The sequence below is a fragment of the Niveispirillum sp. genome (assembly GCF_017996735.1).
GTDB lineage: Bacteria > Pseudomonadota > Alphaproteobacteria > Azospirillales > Azospirillaceae > Niveispirillum.
This window is the reverse complement of sequence record NZ_JAGOGJ010000030.1, coordinates 24,592-47,967: the sequence shown is the minus strand read 5'-3', so window position 1 is coordinate 47,967 and position 23,376 is coordinate 24,592. Positions and strand designations below refer to the sequence as shown.

The 23,376-nt window shown below is 64.9% G+C and carries 19 protein-coding genes; 12 read left to right on the top strand and 7 right to left on the bottom strand.

The window, feature by feature from the left end:
* Position 1: 1 nt before the first annotated feature.
* Positions 2 to 2,929: an FAD-binding and (Fe-S)-binding domain-containing protein gene (locus tag KBA48_RS12060; protein WP_292906582.1), complete on the top strand. Its 2,928-nt coding sequence runs from the start codon at positions 2 to 4 to the stop codon at positions 2,927 to 2,929.
* 53 nt (positions 2,930 to 2,982) lie between these two features.
* Positions 2,983 to 4,479 (top strand): aldehyde dehydrogenase family protein, encoded by a 1,497-nt coding sequence (locus KBA48_RS12055; protein ID WP_292906606.1) that lies wholly within the window; start codon positions 2,983 to 2,985, stop codon positions 4,477 to 4,479.
* A 566-nt stretch (positions 4,480 to 5,045) separates the two neighbouring features.
* Here KBA48_RS12055 and KBA48_RS12050 read toward each other — a convergent pair.
* Positions 5,046 to 5,990, bottom strand: a complete 945-nt coding sequence (locus KBA48_RS12050; protein ID WP_292906580.1) for a LysR substrate-binding domain-containing protein — start codon at positions 5,988 to 5,990, stop codon at positions 5,046 to 5,048.
* Between the two features lie 204 nt (positions 5,991 to 6,194).
* On the opposite strand from KBA48_RS12050, the gene KBA48_RS12045 reads away from it, so the two are divergent.
* Both KBA48_RS12045 and KBA48_RS12040 read left to right on the top strand, forming a co-directional pair.
* Positions 6,195 to 7,133, top strand: a complete 939-nt coding sequence (locus tag KBA48_RS12045) for an amidohydrolase (protein ID WP_292906578.1) — start codon at positions 6,195 to 6,197, stop codon at positions 7,131 to 7,133.
* A complete protein-coding gene (locus tag KBA48_RS12040) occupies positions 7,130 to 8,512 on the top strand; it encodes an MFS transporter (protein ID WP_292906576.1) in 1,383 nt (460 codons plus the stop codon). The genes KBA48_RS12045 and KBA48_RS12040 overlap by 4 nt, the downstream gene beginning before the upstream one ends.
* 45 nt (positions 8,513 to 8,557) lie before the next feature.
* Here the strand turns inward: KBA48_RS12040 and KBA48_RS12035 are convergent, their stop codons facing one another.
* The 4 genes from KBA48_RS12035 to KBA48_RS12020 form a co-directional block, all read right to left on the bottom strand.
* On the bottom strand, positions 8,558 to 9,001 hold the full coding sequence (locus KBA48_RS12035; RefSeq protein WP_292906574.1) for a lipocalin-like domain-containing protein: 444 nt from the start codon (positions 8,999 to 9,001) through the stop codon (positions 8,558 to 8,560).
* 11 nt (positions 9,002 to 9,012) lie between these two features.
* Positions 9,013 to 10,923: an NAD(P)/FAD-dependent oxidoreductase gene (locus KBA48_RS12030; protein WP_292906572.1), complete on the bottom strand. Its 1,911-nt coding sequence runs from the start codon at positions 10,921 to 10,923 to the stop codon at positions 9,013 to 9,015.
* On the bottom strand, positions 10,920 to 11,921 hold the full coding sequence (locus tag KBA48_RS12025; RefSeq protein ID WP_292906570.1) for an alpha/beta hydrolase: 1,002 nt from the start codon (positions 11,919 to 11,921) through the stop codon (positions 10,920 to 10,922). Before KBA48_RS12025 ends, KBA48_RS12030 begins: the two co-directional genes overlap by 4 nt.
* 113 nt (positions 11,922 to 12,034) lie before the next feature.
* Positions 12,035 to 12,964, bottom strand: coding sequence for a LysR family transcriptional regulator (locus tag KBA48_RS12020; RefSeq protein ID WP_292906568.1), 930 nt, complete (start codon positions 12,962 to 12,964; stop codon positions 12,035 to 12,037).
* Between the two features lie 148 nt (positions 12,965 to 13,112).
* Between KBA48_RS12020 and KBA48_RS12015 the strand changes: the two genes are divergently transcribed.
* From KBA48_RS12015 to KBA48_RS12005, 3 genes are read left to right on the top strand one after another with little or no spacing between them, the layout of a single operon-like run.
* Positions 13,113 to 13,928, top strand: coding sequence for an amidohydrolase (locus tag KBA48_RS12015; RefSeq protein WP_292906544.1), 816 nt, complete (start codon positions 13,113 to 13,115; stop codon positions 13,926 to 13,928).
* Positions 13,929 to 13,973: 45 nt separating this feature from the next.
* Positions 13,974 to 15,326, top strand: coding sequence for an MFS transporter (locus tag KBA48_RS12010; protein ID WP_292906542.1), 1,353 nt, complete (start codon positions 13,974 to 13,976; stop codon positions 15,324 to 15,326).
* Positions 15,327 to 15,385: 59 nt separating this feature from the next.
* Positions 15,386 to 16,288 (top strand): hypothetical protein, encoded by a 903-nt coding sequence (locus tag KBA48_RS12005; RefSeq protein ID WP_292906540.1) that lies wholly within the window; start codon positions 15,386 to 15,388, stop codon positions 16,286 to 16,288.
* Between the two features lie 56 nt (positions 16,289 to 16,344).
* On the opposite strand, the gene KBA48_RS12000 is transcribed toward KBA48_RS12005, so the two are convergent.
* Positions 16,345 to 16,800, bottom strand: a complete 456-nt coding sequence (locus KBA48_RS12000; RefSeq protein ID WP_292906538.1) for a nuclear transport factor 2 family protein — start codon at positions 16,798 to 16,800, stop codon at positions 16,345 to 16,347.
* Between the two features lie 257 nt (positions 16,801 to 17,057).
* Between KBA48_RS12000 and KBA48_RS11995 the strand changes: the two genes are divergently transcribed.
* On the top strand, positions 17,058 to 17,840 hold the full coding sequence (locus KBA48_RS11995; protein WP_292906536.1) for an aldolase/citrate lyase family protein: 783 nt from the start codon (positions 17,058 to 17,060) through the stop codon (positions 17,838 to 17,840).
* 34 nt (positions 17,841 to 17,874) lie between these two features.
* On the opposite strand, the gene KBA48_RS11990 is transcribed toward KBA48_RS11995, so the two are convergent.
* The gene (locus tag KBA48_RS11990; RefSeq protein ID WP_292906534.1) at positions 17,875 to 18,771 is read right to left on the bottom strand and encodes an NAD(P)-dependent oxidoreductase; all 897 of its coding nucleotides are present in this window, start codon (positions 18,769 to 18,771) and stop codon (positions 17,875 to 17,877) included.
* A gap of 188 nt (positions 18,772 to 18,959) precedes the next feature.
* On the opposite strand from KBA48_RS11990, the gene KBA48_RS11985 reads away from it, so the two are divergent.
* From KBA48_RS11985 to KBA48_RS11970, 4 genes are read left to right on the top strand one after another with little or no spacing between them, the layout of a single operon-like run.
* A complete protein-coding gene (locus KBA48_RS11985; RefSeq protein WP_292906532.1) occupies positions 18,960 to 20,129 on the top strand; it encodes a 2-methylaconitate cis-trans isomerase PrpF family protein in 1,170 nt (389 codons plus the stop codon).
* A gap of 13 nt (positions 20,130 to 20,142) precedes the next feature.
* Entirely contained in the window at positions 20,143 to 21,021 is an 879-nt protein-coding gene (locus KBA48_RS11980; protein WP_292906530.1) for an oxaloacetate decarboxylase, read from the top strand.
* Between the two features lie 3 nt (positions 21,022 to 21,024).
* Positions 21,025 to 21,858 (top strand): N-acyl homoserine lactonase family protein, encoded by an 834-nt coding sequence (locus KBA48_RS11975; RefSeq protein WP_292906528.1) that lies wholly within the window; start codon positions 21,025 to 21,027, stop codon positions 21,856 to 21,858.
* Between the two features lie 14 nt (positions 21,859 to 21,872).
* Positions 21,873 to 23,222, top strand: a complete 1,350-nt coding sequence (locus KBA48_RS11970) for an MmgE/PrpD family protein (RefSeq protein ID WP_292906526.1) — start codon at positions 21,873 to 21,875, stop codon at positions 23,220 to 23,222.
* The last annotated feature ends 154 nt before the right edge of the window (positions 23,223 to 23,376 follow it).

Sequence of the window (23,376 nt, the reverse complement as noted above, 5' to 3'; positions counted from 1 at the left end):
GGTGGAATCGATCGCCCGGTTCCTGGCGGCGCTGCGGGATGGCGGGTATCGTGGCGATATCGCCGATGATGATGCGACCCGCACGGTGTTCGCCACCGACAACAGCATCTATCAGCGCCCGCCCGCCGCCGTGCTGTTCCCATGCGACGGGGAGGATATCGCCCTGATCGTCAGACTGGCCGCGTCCGCGCCCGACGGCCCCATACCCCTGGCGCCCCGGGGCGGCGGGACCGGCACGAACGGGCAGTCGCTGACCGCAGGCGTGGTCATCGACACCTCGCACCACATGAACCGGATCGAGGGATTGGACCTGGAACGGCTGACCGTCACCGTGCAGCCGGGCGTGGTGCTGAACCAGTTGAACGCCTTCCTGCGGCCTCACGGCCTGTTCTTTCCGCCCACCGTGTCCACCGCGTCGCGCGCCACGCTGGGCGGCATGGTGGCCACCGATGCGTCGGGAAAGGGCTCCCGGATCTATGGCAAGACCTCGGACTATATCGAGGAGATGGAGGTCGTGCTGGCCGACGGCTCCAGCCATTGCGTACGGGCCCTTGACCGCGCCGCACTGCGGCTGGTCCTGCGACAGGATGATCTGGCGGGGAGGCTTTATCGCGAGGTGCATCGCGTCGTCAGCCGCCACCGCGACCTGATCGCGGAGGTGTTTCCCCGCATGAACCGGGGCCTGACCGGTTACAATCTTCAGAATGTCGTGGGCGGGGACGGGATGTTCCGGCTGCATTATCTGCTGGCGGGGTCGGAGGGGACGCTGGCCGTCACCACGCGCCTGATCCTGCGCGTCCGGCCCATTCCCGCCTGCCGGGCGCTTGTCGGCATCCGTTACGGGGCCTTCGATGGTGCGCTGGCCGATATTGAACGGTTGTTGGCGACGGAGCCAGCGGCCATCGAGATCCTGGACGACAAGATCCTGCGCCTGGCGCGCCAGGATCCGGTCTGGACCGATATCGACGGTGTTCTGGGTGGTCCTGCGACATCGCCGGTCGGCGGGCTGAATATCGTGGAGTTCGTGGCCGATGGACCGGCGCAGCTGGACCGGGCGCTGGGCCGGCTGTCGGCGCTGCTGGATGCGGGCGCGGGGACGGTGCTGGATTGGGCCATCGTGCGCGATCCCGCCACCATCGCCCAGCTCTGGTCCTTGCGGGAAAAGGCGGTCGGCCTGCTGGGCCGGCTGGATGGGTTGCGTCAGGGTACACCGTTTGTCGAGGATGCGGCGGTGCCGCCGGAACGGCTGGTCGATTTCATCACCGGCTTCCGCGCCATCCTGGATGGCCATGGGCTGGGTTACGGCATGTTCGGGCACGCCGATGTCGGGTGCCTGCATGTCCGCCCGGCGCTGGATATGCGCGACCCCGCCGATGCCGCCCTGATCCGCCCCATCTCCGACGCGGTGGCGGCACTGGCCGCCAAACATGGCGGCCTGCTGTGGGGCGAACATGGGCGGGGCTTCCGGGGCGAATATTCGCCCTTGTTCTTCGGGCCGGTACTCTATGCGGAGATTTGCCGCATCAAGCGGGCCGCCGATCCGCTGAACCTGCTGAACCCAGGCAAGCTGACCTCGCCCGATGCGGCCAAGCCGGTCGACCGGATCGACGGCGTTCCGTTCCGGGGCGGTTTCGACCGGCAGATCGGGCCTTCCCTGGCCCAGCCCTTTGAAAAGGCCATCGCCTGCAACAGCAATGGCGCCTGTTTCAACTGGGATGCCGACGATGCGATGTGCCCGTCCTACAAGGTGACGCGCGACCGGCGGCAATCGCCGAAGGGCCGTGCCGCCCTGTTGCGGGAATGGGCGCGGCTGAAAAGCCGACCCACCGCACCCGACACCCTGGAAGCGTTCGAAGGGGAGGTGCATGCCGCCTTGGCGACCTGCCTGTCCTGTAAGGCCTGCGCGGGGCAATGCCCGGTCAAGGTCGATATCCCATCCATGCGGTCCCGCTTCCTGCACGCCTTCCACCAGCGCCGCCGCCGGCCATTGCGCGACCATCTGGTGGCGCGCCTGGAAATGTTCCTGCCGGTCGCCTGCCGCTTGCCCGGCGTGGCCAACCTGCTGTTGCGATGGGCGTCAGGTCCGTTGCGTCGCCGGTTCGGCCTGATCGACCTGCCCCGGATCGATCCGGCAAAGGGCGGGCGTTCCCCGTCCTCCGCCGACCTTGCCATTTGGTCCGGGTTCTCTCAGGCTGAAAAGGCGCGAACCGTGCTGCTGCTGGAGGATACGTTTACCGGCAGTTTCGATGGGGCCACGGTGCATGCGGTGCGCGACCTGCTGTCAGCGCTCGGTTTCAGGGTCCATCAGATCGCCGCGCGACCCAACGGCAAGGCCCTGCATGTGCTGGGCATTCTGGACCGGTTCGCGGGTGTGGCGCAGGCGGCGCGCGATTTCCAGGGCCGGTTGCTGGAAACCGGCCTGCCGGTCATCGGGATCGAACCGGTAGCCCTGCTGATGCAGGATCATGAATACCGCCAGGACGCACCACCCCGCGCCGACGGAAGGCGCATCCTGGCGCTGGAGGATTTCCTGGCGGGGGAGATCGCCGCCGGGCGTATCCGGGTGCCGAAAGGGGCGTGGGCGGACGCCCCCTTCCGCCTGTTCACGCATTGCACGGAACGGACATCAACACCCCGCGCCCCCCGACACTGGCAGGGCATCTTCGCCGCCTTCGGCCTGACTCTGGAGGTCCAGGCGACGGGCTGCTGCGGCATGGCCGGCCTGTTCGGGCATGAGCGGGAACATGCCGAACTGTCGTCCCGGCTGTTCGAGATGAGCTGGCGGCCGAAACTGGCCGGCATCCCGGCCGACCGCGTGCTTGCCACCGGCTTTTCCTGTCGTTGCCAGACCCGCCGGATGGCGGACTTCCGGCCCCGCCATCCGGCGGAGGCGTTGCTGGCTCATCTGCCGAACTCCCTTCATCCATGAGGAACCGCATCATGTCACCCACCTCGACTTCCCTGGTTGCCGAGACCCTGTCCATGCTGGACCGGTTCGGCGTGGACAAGCATCGCCATCAGGGCGGCACCCTGGCCGCCCGCTCACCGGTCAGCGGGGAAATCCTGGCGCGGGTGCGCGACGCCGATGCGGCGGAAGCGGCTGCGGTCATCGATGCTGCCCATCAGGCCTTCCTGCAATGGCGGCTGGTGCCGGCCCCCCGGCGGGGGGAATTGCTGCGCCTGCTGGGAGAGGAACTGCGCGCCCACAAGCAGGCGCTGGGCCGCCTTGTCTCCATCGAGGCCGGTAAGATCATCTCCGAAGGGCTGGGCGAGGTGCAGGAGATGATCGATATCTGCGACTTCGCCGTGGGTCTGTCGCGCCAGCTGCATGGGTTGACCATCGCCACGGAACGGGCGGAACACCGGATGATGGAGACCTGGCATCCGCTGGGCGTCACCGGCATCATCTCCGCCTTCAATTTCCCCGTGGCCGTCTGGGCCTGGAACGCCGCCCTGGCGCTGGTGGCGGGCAATGCGGTGGTGTGGAAGCCGTCGGAGAAGACGCCACTGACGGCACTGGCTGTCGATGCCTTGTTCGCCCGCGCCGTGGACCGGTTTCGCGCCGATGGCGGGGAGGTTCCTGAAGGCCTGTCCGGTCTGCTGATCGGCGGGCGCGCAGTGGGGGAGGTGCTGGTCGATCATCACCATGTGCCGCTGGTGTCGGCCACCGGGTCGACGGCGATGGGGCGTGTCGTCGGTCCCCGACTGGCTGCGCGCTTCGCCCGCGCCATCCTGGAACTGGGTGGCAACAATGCCGCGATCGTGGCGCCGACGGCCGATCTGGACCTGGCGCTGCGCGGTATCGCCTTCGCGGCGATGGGCACGGCCGGCCAGCGCTGCACCAGCCTGCGCCGCCTGTTCGTCCATGACAGCCTCTATGACAGCTTCGTACCGCGCCTGAAGCAGGCCTATGCGAGCGTGCCGGTGGGCAGCCCGCTGCTGGAGGGCAATCTTGTCGGCCCACTGATCGACCGGCAGGCTTTCCAGGCGCAGCAGGCGGCCCTGGCCGAGGCTTTGGCCGCTGGCGGTATCCTGTGCGGTGGTGATCGTGTGGAGGCGGGCTTCGGCCCAGACACCTATTATGTCCGCCCGGCCCTGGTCGAGATCGCCGGACAGTGCGGGCCGGTGGAGAAGGAGACCTTCGCGCCGATCCTCTATGTGATGCGCTACAGCGATTTCAACGCGGTTCTGGCACAGCACAATGCCGTGCCCCAGGGCCTGTCCTCCGCGATCTTCACCAACGATATAAGGGAGGCGGAAACCTTCCTGTCCGTCCGCGGGTCGGATTGCGGCATCGCCAATGTCAATATCGGCCCTTCGGGTGCGGAGATCGGCGGGGCCTTCGGTGGCGAGAAGGAGACGGGTGGCGGGCGCGAGTCCGGGTCCGACGCCTGGAAGGCCTATATGCGGCGCGCGACCAATACGGTGAATTACGGCCGCACCCTGCCGCTGGCCCAGGGGGTGAGGTTCGATATCTGACGCAGTTTCGTGATGCCCCATGCTAGGTGGAACGTGGCGCAGCCGTAACGATCGCTTATGCTGCCGGTCGATGGTTTGACGGACCAGCCGGAGGCCACCGTTCTTGAGCCAATCGCGAACGACTTCAATCGCCGGAGCCTTCGGCCTTCGAACTGTCTGGTCGGGGTGAGCAGGTGAAGCTGTCGGCTGAACCGGTCGATCCGCGTCCATCATGCAGGGGCTGCCGTGGTACGCGCACAGCTTGAGCTGAAACGCGAACGCCCGCCCGTCCGCTTCCGGCCCCCCATCTCGGTCGTAGAGTGGGCAAAAGCGCCCCTTCCAATGGGGAATTGCCTTTTCAGATATTCACGAATAAGTTGTCATACCGTCGGTCAAGGCGAGCCCCCGCATTCATCGCTTAAATCACTGATTCTCAACAAGAATCAGCGGATCTTGTCATTTCAGGGCCAACCTGTCACCGACCTCGCAGGTAACATACAGTTAACAGCTGAGAGTGAAATGAGCATGCTCATCCGGTGAGAGCTGCGGTTTAAGTGTTTCGGCGCGCGGAGGCGATGTCGACATTTTCAAATGGCCGGCCCCTGGAACTCCCGAATGGTTCGCCGCACGACCGACGGGGTCAGTTCGGGCGCGACCGACTGGATGAAATCCAGCAGGTAGGGACGCAGATAAGTGTTCGGTCGAAGGGCGATCTGGATCGTGCTGGACGGCAGCAGGTCATCCGCGTCACGGGCTTCGATGCCGTCATCACGGTTGGGGTCGAAGACGATGGTGCCTAGGATGGCGATGCCAAGGCCCAGGGCGACATAGGTTTTGCACACATCCGCGTCGATGCCACTCATGGCGATCTTAGGCTCCAAACCGGCATCGGCGAAGGCCTTCATCATCTTCCAACGCCCGCTATATCGTTCATCATAGGTGATGAGCGGATACTTGGCGATTTCCGCCAAGGTCAGTTCGGGTACCGACAGGATTGGATGCCCACGCTTGGCCACGATGCAGCGCTTCAGTTCGAAACAGTCCAACTTCACTAGATTGGGGAAAGGACGCTTGGTTTCGGTGCAGACGGCCAGATCAGCCTCGCCCGCCTCAACCAAGGCGCAAATCTCCTCCGGATCGCCCTGCTTCAATTGCAGCCGTACCTCGGGATAGCGGCTGGCAAACTGTTCCACCACCCGAGGCAGGATATAGCGGGCCTGGCTGTGGGTGCTGCAGATGGTGAAGGCGCCGCGGTTGCCCGAATGCATATCGTTTTTCAGGGTCTTCAGCGCGGCAATGTCGGTGGCGATGCGCTGGGCGATGGAAACGACGATCTCCCCCGGCTCCGTCAGACCGACGATGCGGTTGCGCGTGCGCACGAAGATCTCAAACCCCAGCTCGATTTCCAGAAGCTGGATCTGCCGGCTGACCCCCGGTTGGGAGGTGTTGAGCGCAGCGGCAGCGGCCGACAGGTGGTTACCCTGCCGCACGATCTCCAGGACATATCGCAATTGCTGAAGCTTCAAGCGCATCTCCCGGTTCAGGATGCCGGATCGGCAGAGGTGAACAGAATTGCATACATCCTGATTATACTCTGCAATCCCCGTGCGGGGAGGGTGGAGCATTCGGCCCAGTATACCATCTGGTTATGGTGGGCCAATTAATAGCATGGGTGTCGGTTACGGCAGTGGCTAGACTGTCGTGGAACGCCGGCTTTGCAAGGTTCCGGTGGAAGAATGAAGCGCCTGCCCTTCGAGGAAACGATGACCGATATCCTGTTCGACAGTCACGCCCACCTGATTTCCGACGATTGGGGAACCTATCCACCGTCGCCGCTGCGGGGTGCCGCCATGCCCGGCCGCATCGACTATGCCGTCACCGCTGAATGGCTGGTGGGGGAGATGGACCGGCTGGGCGTGGGCAAGGCTTGTCTGGTGCAGCGCGGCCATGTCTATGGCTATGATAACCGCTATATCATCGACAGCGCCAAACGCCATCCCGACCGGTTCGTGTCGGTGGTGATGCTGGATGCGCAGGACCCGGCCACACCCGAGATCATGACCGACATGGTCCGCAACCAGGGTGTGCGCGGCGTGCGCTTCGCGCAGACCTATATCGAGGATTACGACACGGCCTGGATGAATTCGCGCAACGCCCTGAAATCCTGGCAGACGGCGGCGGATCTGGGCGTTTCGGTCACCATCATCATCTTCCGCCGCCATCTGGCCTGGGCGCTGCCGGCCCTGGAATTCCTGGCACGCACCTATCCATCGCTTCCCATTATCATCGACCATACGGGGACTCCCTACAACGCCTCCAATTTCGAGGTGGGGCGCGAGCGGGCGCTAGGCGTGGAGGTGATGATGCCGGACGGCCCTGATTTCGGCATCGCCGACACGATCGGCCGGTTCGAGACGCTGGAGAACGTGCTGTTGAAATTCACCGAGATCAACCTGGACCGGTTGGCGGAGAAGGGGGGCGATGCCGCCACCTATGTTCGCCGTCTGGCCGACCGGTTCGGGGCCGGCCGGATGATGTGGGGGTCCGATGTCGGCCAGAGCCGGCGGCCCTATGATCATAAGGTGGCGGAAGCCAAGGAGGCGGCCGCCTTGTTGAGCGCCGAAGAACGGCAGGCCTTTCTGTCCGGCACGACGGCCCGGATTTTCGGCGCATGAGCGGGGGTGGCTCCGCATCGCCGGTCGCACCGGCCAATGCGCTCGAAGCTGCCGTGGGCACGGTGCTGGACGAGCTTCGTACCTTCCGCCTGCGCTGGTGGCCGCCGCTGCTGCTGGGCTTTGTCATGCTGTTTGATTCCTGGGACAGTGCCGCCATTGCCTATGTGCTGCCGGTGCTGGTCAAGGAATGGCGTCTGGATCCCGTTGCCATGGGCACGCTGATCTCCGCCGGCTATGCCGGGCAGTTGATCGGTGCGTTGACCATGGGCGGGCTGGCGGAACGGTTCGGGCGCCTGCCTGTCATCGCCTGGGCGGTGACCGCCATGTGCCTTCTGGGCGTGATCTGTGCCATCTGTCCCAATTACGAAACGCTGCTGCCGGCGCGCTTCCTGCAGGGGCTGGCCATCGGCGGCGCCCTGCCGGTGGCTGTCACCTACATTAACGAACTGGCGCCCACGGCCACGCGCGGGCGCTATTTCGGGACCTTCCAGTTCCTGTGTCTCAGCGGTTATACCGCCGCGGCCATCGCCAGCACGTTCATCGTTCCGCATCTGGGCTGGCGCTGGATGTTCGGGCTGGGGGCATTGCCACTGCTGCTGTTGCCCGTGATGCTGGCGACATTGCCGGAATCCCCGCGTTGGCTGGCGCGGGCCGGACGGGAGAGCGATGTGCGCAAGGCGTTGGCCCGGCTGGGGGCGGGGGGACGGGCCGATGGTCTTCCGGTCGGGGTGGATTCCGCCCGGTCCGTGCGGGAGGAAGCGCCTGCCATCCCCGTTTCCGCCTTGTTCGGTGCGAAATACCGGCTGCGCACGCTGGTGCTGGTGACGATCTGGTTCCTCAGTTCCTTCACCAGTTTCGGGCTGACCACCTGGGTGCCGTCGCTTTATGTCACCGTGTTCGACTTTCCGGTGGAAGAAGCGCTGCGCTATGTGGCCATCGCCAGCGTCGTGTCGCTGTTCGTGCCGGTGTTGCCGGCCCTGCTGATCGACCGGATCGGGCGGCGGCCGATGGCCATGGCGGGGGCCGCTGTCAGTGCCGCCGGTCTGCTGTCCCTGGCCTCCCTGCCACAGACGGGCACCGTGCTGCTGATCGTGCTGGTCATTGCCGGGCAATTCGGCATCGGCGTGGCGCTGGTGACCACCTGGCCCTATACGGCGGAGAATTTCCCCACGCCCATGCGGGCTATGGCGGTCGGCTTCATCAGTTCCTTCGCCCGTGTCGCCTCCATGTGTACGCCGTTGTTTGTGGGTGTGGTGCTGGCGACGTCCAAATCGGTGGAAGTGGTCTTCGCCGGATTCGGCGTCTGCGCGCTGGGGGCCCTGTTCCTGTGGCTAGTCGCGTCGCGGGAAACGGCGCGGACGCGGCTGGAGGACTTGTAGAAAGGGTGCCCCGATCCCGTTTCGCCGGGACCGGGGCACCCACTGTCAATAGGATGAGAGCCGCCGCCAGACCAGCCAGCGGATGATGGTCTGGTCATTCTCATGGAAGGGCGGCGGTTCAAGCCGCAGCAGGTCACCGTTCAACGATAATTGCCGGACCAGATCGGTGCCCACCTCGTTCTGGCAGGAGCTGACCTCGACATGATGGACGATCCGGTCGGGGGCCAGCAGGGTGAAACGCCCGGCATAGGCATCGAAGGTGCGGGCGGCCTCGGCCAGTTCTTCTGCCGGTGCCATCCGCCGGTTGGTCCCTGACAGCGGCTTGCGGCCATCATTGGCGATGGTCACCGCCACGCGCCCGTCCGGCAGATAATAGAGGAAGCCGTTGGGTCTGCTTCCGTAATTGGGGTTGGGGCCGGTGCAGCCGCCGCGTTGCTCCATCGCGGCGTGAAGCTGCCAGCAACCCAGGATGTCGTGTTGCGTCACCATGCGCCGCTCCCTCAGTCGAACCGGTAGTCGGCCGGATCGAAACGGCCCGACAGGAGATAATAATATTCGGCCGTCCAGGGCATGTTGACGCTCGATCGGCCGAACCGGTTGACATAGTAGGAACTCTGGCCGGCACTTTCCCAGATCAGGGATTTTGTCTCTGCGTCCATGGCCGCGTTGTAGGCGTCGAACTTCTCCTTCGACACCTCGATGCTGCCGGCCCCGCTTTCCATCATGGAGGCGATGCCGTCCACGGCGTAGCGCGCCCAAAGCTCCAGCCATTTGGTGATGGCGCCCGAGCGTGGCTGGCCGTTGGGGCCGTACAGGATGAACAGGTTCGGGAAGTCGGGCATGGTCATGCCCAGATAGGCGCGGGCGCCATCCTTGCCCCAGGCCTGCGCCAGGGTGGTGCCGTTGCGGCCGACATAATCGATGGGCCAGAGATAATTCTCGGTCGCAAAACCGGTGCTCAGCACGATGATATCGGCCGTGTGGCGGGTGCCGTCGCGGTCGATCACGCCATCCGGTTCGACGCGGTCGATGCCGGCGGTGACAAGTTCGACATTGTCGCGCCGCAGCGCATCGTACCATCCGTTGTCGACCACCATGCGGCGCGTCCAGGGGGCATAGTCCGGGATGCATTTGGCGATCAGCGCCTCATCGCCCATCAGCTTCTCGCGGATATAGTCGACAAGAAATGCGCGCAGCCGGTCGTTGCGTTCGCTGATCTGGCCGCCGGAGGCTTGCCAGGCCGGGTCGTGCACCTGCAGGCCCGGCAGATGCTGCGTCGAATGCCAATGGCTGACGAAGGAGAACCAGTTCCAATAACAAGGCACGGTTTCCAGCAGCCAGTGCGTTTCCGCCGGTATCAGGTCATGATAGCCGGCGGCGGGCGCCACCCAGTTGGGGGAGCGCTGGAAGATGGTGACCTTGGCCGCTGTACGCGCAATCTTGGGCACAAGCTGCGCGCCGGTTGAGCCGGTGCCGATGACCGCCACCCGCTTGCCGGAAAGGTCCAGGTCTTCGGGCCATTGCGTGGTGTGGAACGCCGCTCCCTTGAACCCCTCCAGTCCGGGTATGGCAGGCAGATGCGGGCGGTTGAACAGGCCGGCGGCGCTGATGACGGCGTTCACGCTGATGGTGCGTGCCGCGCCATCCTTCACGTAATCCACGATCCAGCGTTTTTCGCCTTCATTCCAGCGAGCCCCGGTGACCTCCACGCCCGGCTGGAACCGGTCGGTCACGCCGTATTTTGCGGCTACATTCTCGATATAGTCGCGGACCTCGGCCCCCTGGGCGAAGCGGTGGCGCCAGGGATAATGTTTCTCGAACGAATACTGGTAATAATGGCTGGGGATATCGACGCGCACGTCGGGATATCGGTTGGCCGCCCAGGTGCCGCCGATCCCGGACTGCCGATCCACCAATGTATAGGGAATGCCCAGATTAGCGAGGTGGATGGCCGCCACCACGCCACCGAAGCCGGCACCGATGATCAGGACATGGAATCCTTCGGGCAGGCCGGAAACGCTGCCCCGCCGCTGGTGGATCGCATCGGTAAAGTCGAGTTGTTCCAGGCCCAGGCGGAATTCCCCGTCGGTAACGGGCCGCCCGGCATACAGCGACAGCAGCCGCCGCACCTCTTCCTCCGTGGGGGGCGGAGGCTTGGGCAGCGGGCGCGACAGATGATGCAGCGCCCGCTCGATCATGGCCGGCCGGTCGGTGGGGGCGATCGTGGTCACCCAGGAACTGCCGCCATTCAGGGGCGTGCGCTCCACCCCCATGCGGGCGAAGGCCTCGTCACCCGTGGCCTGTAGCAGGGCGATGCGCAGGGCATTCAGGTCGGCAAGCTCGACCGCCTTGCGGATGAAGTCCGGGGGCTTGCGGGTGGCTTTTGCGCTATCGCTGGAAGCGGTCGTCATGGAGCGTTCTTCCGTTCGTCGGGCCGGCCGAACAGGTCGGCAAGCGCCTCGTTGAATTCCGCCTGGAAGCGCCGTGTCAGGCTGGCCAGGGGGGCGAGGTCGAAGGCATGGCAGGCGCCGGCATAGACATGCAGGCTGGCCGGCACGCCGGCTTCCATCAGGCGGTTGGCATAGGCGATGCTCTCGTCCCGGAACAGGTCCAGCGAGCCCACGAAGATATGGCAGGGCGGCAGCGCAGACAGGTCGCCCGCCCGCGCGGGGGCGGCATGGCCCACCGGGTCACCCCCCGGCTCTGCGCCCAGATAGCAGCGCCAGGCGAAGCGGTTGGAATTGCGGGTCCAAAGATACTCGCCGGTAAAGGCGCCGCCATCAGCCGTGGCGCCCGTCCGGTCATCCAGCATGGGATAGACCAGTACCTGTCCCGCCAGCCTGATATCTCCGGCCTCGCGGATGGCCAGGGCGATGGCGGCGGCTAGTCCGCCGCCGGCACTCTCACCGCCGACCACGATCCGCGCCGGGTCGATGCCCAATGCGTCCGCATGGTCCAGGACCCAGCGCAGTGCCGCCAGACAATCATTCAGCCCCGCCGGATAGGGATGTTCCGGCGCCAGCCGGTAGGCGGGCGCCACCACGACGCAGCTCTGTTCGCGCGACAAGGCCCGGTGCTGGTGGTCATGCTGGTCCGGGTTGCCCAGGACATAGCCGCCGCCATGGATCGAGAGGTAGCAGGGAAGCCGTCCGGCTCCGGCAGCCGGTGGCGGTGTGTAGACCAGCATCCGCACGGGATGCGCATCGGGCTCGGAACCTGCCGTGAATTGTTCACTGACGCTGACGTCGCTTTCCACCGGATAGAGTTGCCGGAAGGCCTTTTCGGCTTCCACCAGCTTCCGGGAGGCGGAGCGGATCTGTTCCAGACCGGCCTGGGACAGATCGTTGGTCGGCTTGGTCTTCAGCAGGTCCAGAAGCTCCGGATGCAGGAGGTGACGTGACCTCGCCATGGGAGAACTTCCTTCTTCAAACCATTCTTTTCCCTTTGAGGGACCCCATAGGCCTATCGCAATTGTCGGACGCCATTAAGCCGCGATGGACGAATGGCTTGTCGAGCCAGACTCTACAGTGCCGCTCCGCCGGACTTCAGCCGCGCATGCCGCGCCTGTTTCAGGAAACTGAGGAAGCCGCGGAAGGCCCGGCTGATATGCTGGGGCTTGGGGTAACAGAGATAGAAGCCGGCAAGGGACGTGCGCAGCGCCGGCAGCACGGGTTCCAACTCGCCGCGCCGGATGGACGGGGCCGCCAGTTCGTCTACCACCAGGGCAATCCCCAGCCCGTTGACGGCGGCGGAGATGGCCAGCCGGTCGTCATTGACCAGCAGTCCGCCGCCAGGCGATACCGGCTGTTCGCCGCCATCGGCATCCGTCAGGCGCCAGATTCCGGGATATTTCTGTCCCTCCCGCCGCACGGAGATGCATTTGTGCCGTTCCAGGTCCCGGGCTTCCGCCGGGCGGGCCCGCGCGTTCAGGTAGGTGGGGGCGGCCACGGCGATCAGGCTGTGACCATGGCTCAGCTTCAAGGCCGTCAGGTCCTTTTCGATGGTGCCGTCCATCCGCACCGCCGCATCGAACCCTTCGGCCACCAGATCGGCTGTATTGTTGCCGATGCATATTTCCAGCTTGATATCAGGATATGCGGTCGACAGTTTCGCAAGATGTGGCTCCAGGCACAGCGACGCGCCCAAGGGACAGCACAGCACTCGCACGATGCCTGCCGGCTTGTCACGGAATTCCCCGATATCATCCACGACACTGACCAGTTCCAGCAGGGCCGGGCCCAGCCGTTGCAGCAGCACCTGTCCGGCTTCCGTCGGGGCGACGCTGCGGGTCGTGCGGTTCAGCAATTGCACGCCCACCCGTTGTTCAAGATTCTTGACGAGCAGGCTCAAGGCCGACCGTGACATGTCCAACTGATCGGCGGCGCGTGAGAAGCTGCGATAGCGGGCCACCAGCTCGAACGCGCGTAGTTCCATGAAATCCGGTCCCCGCATGAACCGTTTCCTCCCCTGGTGCCGATGATGTTTTTATCCGGTCAGTCAACAATGTTCAGCCAGGCTTGACAACTTATTTCCGGGATCGGGTGTTATCCCCGGCGGTCCGCGCGGATAGAATAGCCGCCAATAAGATTGGGAGGACAGGATGGAAGCGACCAGGGCGGCAGCCGATGCGCCGCTGATCGACTGTCATGCGCATATCTTCCAGGCCGATTTTCCGCTGACCGAGACGGCCTGGACACGACCTGCCTATGATTTCCCTGTGGAACGCTATCTGGCCCTGCTCGATGCCCACGACATTCCTTTCGGGGTGATCGCCGGGATCAGCCTTTATGGCGAGTATAACGATTATATGTGCGCTTGCCTGCGGACGCACCGGCGGCTGCGGGGCACGGCCATCGTGTCACCCTCCATCGATTTCTACACGCTGCGGGCGCTGCGCGATGACGGGGTTGTGGGCATCCGGCTGATGCTGGGGCGTGACCGGCCCTTGCCGGACCTGATGCGGCATGATTGGCAGGTCCTGTTCCGGCGGCTGCGGGACCTGGGTATGCATGTGCATGTTGCGGCCCCGGCGGCCAGAATCGCGCCCTTGCTGCCGCCGCTGGTGGCACAGGGCAATGATCTGGTGATCGACCATTTCGCCGATATCCTGCCGGGTGATCTGGAGCCCGGTTCCGCCTTCCATGCCATCTTGCGCGCGGCGCAGTCCGGCGGGATCTGGATCAAGGTCTCCGCCGTTTTCCGGCTGGCATCGCCGCAGCTTGGCGTGGATGCCGCTGCCCTGCTGCTGCGGAAGGTTGGTACGTCCCGCCTGCTCTGGGGCAGCGATGCGCCCTTCGTTGGGCATGAGGGTGCCGTCGATTATCCGTCGGTCCTGGCCGATTTTCGCCTGACTGTGCCTGATCCCGCAGACCGGCTGGCGATCTCCCGCACGGGCCTGCGGCTTTATCTGGGGTAAGGCGGCGGAGATGTCTGCCGTTCCCGACTGAAAAGGAAACGCCAAGTGCAACACGCTGCTACGGAACAGCCGGGGCAAACGCTCGAAGGCGCCATCATCCGGTCCATCGACGGGGCGCGCGGCTGGCGGTCGCGGTGGAGGCCGCCGGTGCTGCTGGGCGTCACGCTGCTGTTCGATTTCTGGGACATCGCGATCCTGTCCTTCATCATGCCGCTTCTATCGGCCGAATGGCAGTTGACGCCTGTCGCCATCGGCACCCTGGTTTCCGCCGGTTATGCCGGGCAGTTGATCGGTGCCCTGGCCATGGGGCCGGTGGCGGAGAGGTTCGGCCGGCTGCGCGTGGTGGTCTGGTGCGTGTCCTTCATCGCCCTGTTCGCGGCGGGCTGCGCCGTGGCACCGGGATACCATGCCTTCATGGCGCTGCGTTTCTGCCAGGGGCTGCTGCTGGGCGGGGTGACGCCCGTGGCCATCGCCTATATCAACGAACTGGCCCCCACCTCTTCCCGCGCCCGTTTCTTCTCGATCTTCGAGATGTTCATGCTGTCGGGATGGATGTGGGCATCGATGCTGAGTTGGATGATCGTGCCGCATTTGGGCTGGCGGGTGGTCGTGGCCATCGGTGTCTTCCCGCTGCTGCTGGTGTCCGTCGTTGTGGCGCTGTTGCCGGAATCGCCGCTATGGCTGGCGCGACGGAGGGGCATCGGGGCGGTGAACGCCGCCCTCGGCCGGATCGATGTGCCGCCGGTGGAGGATCGCGCCTATGCCGTTCCCGATGGCGCTGAACAGAAGGGCAGCATCCTGGACCTGTTCCGGGGCGACCTGCGCCGGCGGACCATTCTGGGCATGTTCTTGTGGCTGATGACTTCTTTCGTCAGTTGGAGCCTGTCGACCTGGATGCCGACGCTCTATGTCTCACGCTTCAATTTCCCCTTGCAACTCAGCCTGCAGGTGGCGGGCATCGCCAGCGTGCTTTATGTCGTGACGCTGCCGCTGGTCGGCGTGTTGCTGGACCGGTTCGGGCGGCGGCGCGTGGCCATCACGGGCACCAGCCTGTCGACGCTGGTCTTCCTGGCAATCGCGGCTTCGCCCGAACTGCCGCGCCCACTGCTGGTGGCACTGATCGTGTCCGGGCAGATGGGGATCAGTGCCGCCATCACAACGCTGTGGCCCTATACGGCGGAGATCTATCCGACCCGCGTGCGTGCCGTGGCCATGAGCTTCTCCAGTTCCTTCGCCCGTGCCGGATCGATGATCAACCCCATCGTGATCGGTTTCATCCTGTCGGCCGGTGGTTCGGCCAACCTTATCTTCCTGCTGTTGGGCGTCCTGGCCATCGGCGTCACCTGCCTGTGGGTATTCTTCACGCGGGAAACGGCGGGACGCAGGATGGATGGTTAGGCGAAACCCGCTATCGTCAATCGCGGGTCTCGGCCCGCCCCGGATCAAGGAAACGGACCATGTATGACAGTTCCGATCTTCGTTCGACCCTGGCATCGGCGCCTCGTGCCAAGGTGCCCGTGACCGATTACGCCGATGCCGATATGATTGAGTTTCATGAGGTGCCACCATCGGACACCGGAGCGGGCTACCGGACATGGTATGGCAGGGGCCAGAACTTCATCGTCGCCTATACGGAGGCAGACACGGGCGCCATGCTGGAGCGCAGTAGCCAGCCGGACGAATATATGTTGTTCCTGCCGCGCGAGGATGTGCGGATCGATATCGATACGGACGCCGGCAGCGCCATTGACGTGGCCCACAAGCTCGCCATCATCCCGCCGGGCCGCAGCGCTGTGCGCGTGAAGGCGGGGGGGGTGATCATCCGGCTGTTCAGCACCCAGTCCCCCGAACTTGTGGCGCTATGCCACAATCGTGAATCCTACGCGGCGGCGCATCCAAATATCCCGCCGTTCCGGGCCTGGCCAGATCCGGTGGGCGGCTTCAAACTGCGGGTCTATCCCATGGACCCGCCCGACGTGCCGGGCCGGTTCGGCCGCATCTACCGCTCCACCAACATGATGGTGAACGTCATGCCGCCAGCCCTGGAGCCGCGCGACCCCAACAAGATGTCGCCCCACCATCATGATGATTTCGAGCAATGTTCGCTGTCGCTGCTGGGCGATTATATCCACTATATCCGTTGGCCCTGGACGGCGAACAAGGCGATCTGGCGCAAGGATGCCGAACTGTTCTGCCGGGCGCCGTCCATGACGGTGATCCCGCCGCCGGCCATCCACACGTCACAGTCGCTACCCCCGGCCCCCTGCCAGTTGATCGATATTTTCAGCCCGCCGCGTGTCGATTTCTCGGAGAAGGGCTGGGTGCTGAACGCGGATGATTATCCGATGCCCGTGGCGTGAGGGTGGCCGTTGCGGCGATGGGGCGGACCTCAGGAGCCGCCCCATCGCATTGCGTTTCACGCCTTGGCCAGCAGGTCCGCCGGCGGCTTGGTGGCCGGGTACTCTGACTTGAAAAGGCCACGCAGGTCGCGTGACTTGTAGCGCCAGACCCCGTCCGGGCACAAAACGCAATGATCGACCTGATCGGAGATCACCATCGGTTCCACCATCGGCATGGGGGCGACGCCGTCATGGGCATAGATGGTCAGGATATAGGTGGTCTTGACCTCGGTCGGGGACAGGATTTCCGCGTGGAAATTCGCAATCAGGTGCCGCGCCACGCGCGCACCGCGTCCCTCACGCCAGGCATAGAATTTCTTGATGGCCTCAATGCCCTGCATCCCGTCGAAAACGGCATCATCCACGAAGAAACGGGCGACGTTGCGGCCCCAATTGTGATCGACGTCGTACCAGTAATCGATGGCGTTCTGATGCAGGATTTGCGAAAGGGCGATACGTTCCTGGGCGTTCATGGGGATGCTCCCGGTTGAGATTTTGTGGGGACAGGCCGGGCCTGCCCGGCTTCGGATAAGCCCTGCACCCATAAAACGGCTTGAGTGGTCGGGCAATCGGTACGGCATCGACAGGTTGTCATGCCATGCTGAACAATGGCACTCCAATAACAGCGGCGATCATTCCATTCCGGCATCCTCCATGCCCAATCGTGATTGGCGGGTCCGCCGATCCCCATTCAAGCCACTACCAGTCCATGAAACCAAGGGAGAGACAATTGGCCAAGCGCAGCAGCATCATGGAACGCCTGCGGGCGAAGGATGCGTTCCTGATCGGCACCTGGGCGAAGATACCGTCGCTGGAGACCGTGGAACTGCTGGGCCATGTCGGTTTCGACTTCGTCGTCATCGACATGGAACACGCCCCGCACAGCTTCCAGACAGCCGGCGCCGCCATCGCCCAGGCGCAATCCACCGGCATGGCCGCCCTGGTCCGCGCGCCCGACCGCAGCAGCAGCGCCACGCAGCGCCTGCTGGATGCGGGCGTTGACGGCATCCTGACGCCGCGCGTCGAAACGCCGGAAATCGCGGCGGAGGTGACGGCGGCCATGGCCTTTCCGCCGCTGGGCACCCGCGGCATGGGCTATACGTCGCGCGCCGCACGCTGGGGGCTGGATAGTGTCGATGAATATCTGGACCATGGCCGCAACCACATTCTGCGCGGGGTGCAGCTTGAGGATCTGACGGCGCTGGAGAATATTGAAGCCATCCTGGACAAGGCTCCCGCACTCAACGCCGCCTTCATCGGCTTTGGCGACCTGTGCATGAGTTCCGGACTGCCCGCCACCCACCCGACGCTCAAGGCCGCCGAGGAGAAGGTGCTGGCGGCGGCGCGCGCGCGCGGCATCCCCGTGGGCACGGCGGTGCAGACCCCGGCCCAGGTCGTGGAGCGGCGGGAGCGCGGCTATGCCTATGTCATGGTCAGTGCCGATACGACGATCTTCGCCCAAGCTGCCCGCGATCTGGTGGTACGGACGCGGGACGCGCTGCTGGCAAACTGAAGGGACGGGGTGCCGCTGGGCGCCCCCCCCGCCATTAAGCCGGATCACTGCCATCTGGGCGCAGAAGGGTGGAGATCACGGGCCAGTAGGCGCCGCCATGGCCGGCCGCCGACGCCCGTTCCAGCAGTTCGCGACCGTAGTCAGCGCCACGGGCCTCTATCCCGCCATCGGCGGCCATGCGCAGCGCATAGCCCATGTCCTTCAGCATATAATCGGTGGAGAAGACCCGTTCGGGGAATTCCCCTGCGGCGACCGATTTCAGCCCGTGATTGCGCAGCGCGAAACTGTCGGCCGAGGCCTTGGCGAAGGTCTCGAACAGGGCCTTGGTTTCAATACCCGCCGCCTTGGCGATGGACGCCGCCTCAGATAGGGCGACCACGGTGCCCACCACCACCATATTGTTCAGGATTTTCACGATCTGGCCGGCCCCCACCGGGCCGCAATGCGTCACTTCCGACGCAAAGCAGCGCAACAGCGGTTCGATGGCGGCGAACAGGTCTGCCGGACCGCCCACGGTCAGGGCCAGGGTCCCGGCCTCCGCCGCCGCACGAGTGCGGGCGACGGGCGCGTCGGCATAGCGCACGCCCCGTGCGGCGAAATCCGCAGCCAGCCTTCGCGTCAGGTCCAGTGGGCTGGTCCCCAGGTCGATGAAGATCTGGCCGGCGCGGGACTGGGCCAGGGCACCGTCGGGGCCATCGCACAGCCCTTCCAGATGCCGCCCGCTGGGCAGGGATACCAAAATGATATCGGCGCGCGCGAACAGGTCGGCGACCGAGGCTGCGCGTTCCACGCCATGTGCCGCCAGCCGGGCCAGCGGTTCATCCGACAGATCGAAACCCAGCACGGCGGCGCCGCTCTTGTCGGCCAGATGGCGGCACATGGGTTCCCCCATCACGCCAAGCCCGATGAAGCCGATGATGCTGCGGGTCATTCCCGTCCTCCCCAATAAATGTCGTGGGGCTATCGATAGCGGATTTGGCGCACAAATCAGCATCGGGATGCGTATCCGACTATGCTGTTTGGTTCATACTCCACAACGACATGTGATTGTACGGGGCCTCTGCCGCTGTTCATACCCTTTGGCAACAAACGGCAAGAACAAGCGTGGCTGGGGAGAAGATGGTTTCCTGTACGTCACCAGAGGGCATTCGCTGCGTCGTCATGCGCGGTGGAACCAGCCGGGCGGTCTTCCTGCGCGAAGCCGACCTGCCGGTCGATGCGGCGGAACGGACGCGGGTGATCCTGAAGATATTCGGGTCGCCGGACCGGCGGCAAATCGACGGCATCGCCGGGGCCGATCCGCTGACCAGCAAGCTGGCCATCATCGGCCCGCCGCCGGAGGATGAGCCCCGCGCCACCGGTGCCCACCTGACCTACACGTTCGGGCAGGTGGAGATCGAACGGCCGGAGATCGACTGGCACAGCCTGTGCGGCAATATCTCCGCCGCCGTCGGGGCCTTCGCCATCCAGGAAGGTATGGTGCGGGCCACGGAGCCGGTCACGATCGTGCGGGCCTTCAACACCAACCTGCGCCGCATGCTGACCATCGAGGTGCCGGTGGCCGCCGGGCGGGTGGTGGAGGTTGGGGGGTATGTCGTGCCGGGTGTGCCGGGCACGGGTGCACGTATCCTGATCGATTTCGCCGACACGGCCGGGGCCGCCACAGGCGCCCTGCTGCCCACGGGCAATCCGGTCGACCGGCTGGATATACCGGGCTTCGGGGAGATTGAGGCATCGCTGGTGGATATCGGCAACGCCCATGTCTTCGTGCGCGCCGCTTCCCTGGGTCTGGCCGGCACGGAATCAGCGGCGGAGATCGACAGGCAGCCGCAACTACGCGCGCTGCTGGAACGGATCCGGGGGGTGGCCGCCCACCGCATGGGCATGATCCCCGATCCATCGCGTTCGGCGGTACTCAGCCCGGCCACGCCGCTGCTGGGCATCATTTCCGCCCCGGCGGATTATACCGACGATCTGACGGGACGTGTGGTCGGGGCGGGAGAGGTCGATCTGGTCTCCCGTCTGATGTTCATGCAGCAGATGCACAAGACCTACGCCGGGACCAGCACGGTCTGCACCGGTGTGGCCGCGCGGCTGGACGGCACCATCGTGCATCAATACGCCCGCAGGGCCAATGGCCCGACCGTGCGGATCGGGCATCCGGCCGGTATGATCGAAACCGAAACGATCGTTGGTCGCCTTGAGAATGGCTGGCAGGTACACCGCGCCACCTTGGGCCGCACGGCCCGGCGCATCCTGGAAGGTCGCGCCTTCGTCCCGGCTACGTAATGAGGTAGGAAACATGAAGACGGCAACCGCATTGCGCCGCCTGCTGGCCGCCGACGATCTGCTGATCGCGCCCGGCGCCTATGATGGTCTGACGGCCCGGCTGGTCGAACTGGCGGGTTTTCCGGTGGTCTATGCCACGGGGGCTGGCATTTCCAACTCGCAACTGGCGCTGGCCGATCATGGCCTGGTCACCATGAATGAGATCCTGGACCAGGTGCGCAAGATGACGTCCGCCGTGGAGGTGCCGGTCATTGCCGATGTCGACACCGGCTTCGGCAATGCCGTGAACCTGATGCGCACGGTGCGGGAATTCATTCAGGCCGGGGCCGCTGCCATCCAGGTGGAGGATCAGGTGATCCCCAAGAAATGCGGGCATTTCGAGGGCAAGTCGCTGATCGGGTTCGAGGAGGCAGTGCTGAAAATCCGCGCCGCGGTCGAGGCCAGGGGCAGCGACGACATGCTGATCATCGCCCGTACAGACGCCATCGCCGTCGGCGGGTTCGAGGAGGCGATGCGCCGGGCAGAAGCCTTCGCCGCCGCTGGGGCCGATATGCTGTTCGTCGAGGCGCCGCGTGACCGCGCGCAGATGGTGGAACTGTGCCGCCGCCTGCCGGGACCGAAGATCGCCAATATTGTGGAAGGCGGAAAGACACCCATGCTGCCGGCAGCGGATTTGAAGGAGATCGGCTTCAAGCTGGTGCTCTACGCCAATCTGGTGCTGCACAGTTCCGTCAAGGCCGTCCAGGGCAGTCTGGCGCATCTGAAGCAGCATGGCGACAGCAAGGCCATCCTGGACAAGATGATCACCATGGGGGAACGGGCCCGGGTGACGCGCAAGGACATGCTGGACGATGCCGAACGGCGCTATGTCAGCGCCGCCGGGGAGGGCTGAGCCATGGAAGACCTGCCCGTCTGGGACCTCTACGCCATCCGCTACGCCACCCGTGATGCGCAGCGCCGGAACCATTTCATGGGCGGCGACCCGCACGAGGGCGCCATGCCCATGGATTATTTCGTCTGGGTGGCCGTGTGTGGTGACCGGGTCGTGGTGATTGATATCGGCTTCAATGCCGAGGTGGCCGCGCAGCGAAGCCGCACGTGGCTGCGCTGTCCCATCGATACGCTGAAGAACCTGGGTGTCGATCCGGCGCGGGTGGGTGACGTGGTGATCACCCATCTCCATTACGACCATGCCGGCAATTTCGGGCTGCTGCCGGCCGCGCGTTTCCATTTGCAGGAAGCGGAGATGCAGTTCGCGACCGGGCCCTATATGCGTTACTCGCGACTGTCGCATTCGTTCGAGGTGGAGGATGTCTGCGCGGTGGTACGGCTGAACTTCGCTCAGCGGGTGCAGTTCCATAGGGGCGATGGCGAGGTGGCACCCGGCATCCAGTTGCACGAGGCGGGGGGCCACAGCGCCGGCCTGCAATTCGTGCGGGTCCACACGCGGCGCGGCTGGGTCGTGCTGGCCTCCGACGTCTCGCATTTCTACGAGAACCTGCTCCGCCTGCATCCCTTTCCGACGGCCTTCCATGTCGGCCGGATGCTGGAAGGGTTCGATAAGTTGTGTGCCGTGGCACCCGGCAATGATCACATCGTTCCGGGCCATGATCCCCTGGTGATGCGCCTGTATCCGGCACCCTCACCCGAACTGGAAGGGATCGCGGTGCGCCTGGACGTGGCGCCGCAACCGTTCCCTCCCGGCACCTTCCCCCATTCTTCCCATTGAGTTCAGGGGTTCCCATGACAGAGACAGCGGCCGAGATTCTGGCCCATCATTACGTCACGCTGAAGCCGGCCGATATTCCGGCCGGCGTGATCGCCGACTGCAAAACCCTGGTCCGTGACTATCTGGGTGTGGCCCTGGGCGGCAGCCGCACGGGCAGCGGCAAGGCGGCAGCCGGTTTCGCCCTGGAGGTCGGTGGCAGGCAGGAAGCGACCATCATCGGCCATGGCGGGCGGGTGCCGGCGGTACACGCGGCCCTGGCCAATGCCATCGCCTCGCATTCCATCGAACTGGACGATGTTGATATCCTGGCCCTGTTCCATTTCAGCCCGCCTGTCGTCTCCGCCGCACTGGCCGCGGCCGAGCGGGAAGGGGCGAGCGGGGAAGCCTTCATCGCCGCTGTGGCCGCCGGGTGTGACATGATGGCCCGTGCCAGCGACGCCACCAATTTTTCCCTGCGTGATCGGGGCTATCACACGACGCCCACCTGCGGCGTGTTCGGCGCCACCGTTGCCGCCGGCCGGCTGATGGGCCTGGACCGCGACCAGATGGTGTCGGCGCTTGGCCTGGCAGGGGCGCAGGCGTCGGGCCTGATGGAGATGTACGGGCCGTCGATGCAGAAGCGCTTCAATCCCGGCCCCGCCGCCCGCAACGGCGTGACGGCGGCGCAGATGGCGAAGCTGGGCTTTACCGGAACGGCCACCATCTTCGAGGGGGAACGTGGTTTCTGCCGGGCCTTCAGCGACAAACATGACATCGCGGCCCTGACCCGTGGCCTGGGCAGCGAATGGCCCGTCCATATCGAGTACAAGGCCTATTCCTGCGCCCGCCCCATCCATAACGCGATCGATTGCGCGCTGGCCGTACGGGCGCAACTGGCGGAACCCGTGTCTTCCGTGCGCCGCATGGTGATGCGCCGCCATCCGGCCTGGGCGCATTACCACCTGAACACACGGCCCCAAACCTACCACGAGGCGCAGGTCAGCCTGCCCTATTCGGTGGCGGTGGCCCTGATCGAAGGGGCGGCCCTGTTCCCGCAATACCAGAACGAGAAGCTGGGTGATCCGGATATCCGGCGCCTGTCCGACCTTCTGGAGATCGTGCCGGACGAGACGCTGCCGCGCGGCGTTTCGTGCCACCTGACAGTGGAAACCGATGGCGGTGCCCGCCTGGAAAGTCAGGTCGATCATCCCAAAGGGTCCATCGCCAACCCCATGACCAACGCGGAAATGAACGCGAAGGTTCATCTCCTGGCCGATCCGGTACTGGGCGCCGAACGGGTGGGAGAGATGATCGCGGCGGTCGATGCCGTGGAGAGGCTGGAAACCATCGGCCGGCTGACCCGGCTGACCGTGCCAGCGGCATGACTGGAAAACGCCGCGCAGCATGCCGTTATCACATCCACTATACGGTAACGGCATCAAGATGTGGGTAATAAAAACTAGAGTTGATACTCACACGCCGGTTACATAAGTCATCGGCGACGCGAAAACAGGGTGTCAGAGAATCACACCCAGGTGT

Coding starts and splice junctions, on each gene's coding strand:
- KBA48_RS12040 (WP_292906576.1), top strand. CDS start 7,130: ATGAGCGGGGGTGGCTCCGCATCGCCGGTCGCACCGGCCAATGCGCTC.
- KBA48_RS11980 (WP_292906530.1), top strand. CDS start 20,143: ATGAAGACGGCAACCGCATTGCGCCGCCTGCTGGCCGCCGACGATCTG.
- KBA48_RS12050 (WP_292906580.1), bottom strand. CDS start 5,990: ATGCGCTTGAAGCTTCAGCAATTGCGATATGTCCTGGAGATCGTGCGG.
- KBA48_RS12020 (WP_292906568.1), bottom strand. CDS start 12,964: ATGCGGGGACCGGATTTCATGGAACTACGCGCGTTCGAGCTGGTGGCC.
- KBA48_RS11985 (WP_292906532.1), top strand. CDS start 18,960: ATGGTTTCCTGTACGTCACCAGAGGGCATTCGCTGCGTCGTCATGCGC.
- KBA48_RS12030 (WP_292906572.1), bottom strand. CDS start 10,923: ATGACGACCGCTTCCAGCGATAGCGCAAAAGCCACCCGCAAGCCCCCG.
- KBA48_RS12015 (WP_292906544.1), top strand. CDS start 13,113: ATGGAAGCGACCAGGGCGGCAGCCGATGCGCCGCTGATCGACTGTCAT.
- KBA48_RS12055 (WP_292906606.1), top strand. CDS start 2,983: ATGCTGGACCGGTTCGGCGTGGACAAGCATCGCCATCAGGGCGGCACC.
- KBA48_RS11975 (WP_292906528.1), top strand. CDS start 21,025: ATGGAAGACCTGCCCGTCTGGGACCTCTACGCCATCCGCTACGCCACC.
- KBA48_RS12005 (WP_292906540.1), top strand. CDS start 15,386: ATGTATGACAGTTCCGATCTTCGTTCGACCCTGGCATCGGCGCCTCGT.
- KBA48_RS12045 (WP_292906578.1), top strand. CDS start 6,195: ATGAAGCGCCTGCCCTTCGAGGAAACGATGACCGATATCCTGTTCGAC.
- KBA48_RS12025 (WP_292906570.1), bottom strand. CDS start 11,921: ATGGCGAGGTCACGTCACCTCCTGCATCCGGAGCTTCTGGACCTGCTG.
- KBA48_RS11970 (WP_292906526.1), top strand. CDS start 21,873: ATGACAGAGACAGCGGCCGAGATTCTGGCCCATCATTACGTCACGCTG.
- KBA48_RS11990 (WP_292906534.1), bottom strand. CDS start 18,771: ATGACCCGCAGCATCATCGGCTTCATCGGGCTTGGCGTGATGGGGGAA.
- KBA48_RS12000 (WP_292906538.1), bottom strand. CDS start 16,800: ATGAACGCCCAGGAACGTATCGCCCTTTCGCAAATCCTGCATCAGAAC.
- KBA48_RS12035 (WP_292906574.1), bottom strand. CDS start 9,001: ATGGTGACGCAACACGACATCCTGGGTTGCTGGCAGCTTCACGCCGCG.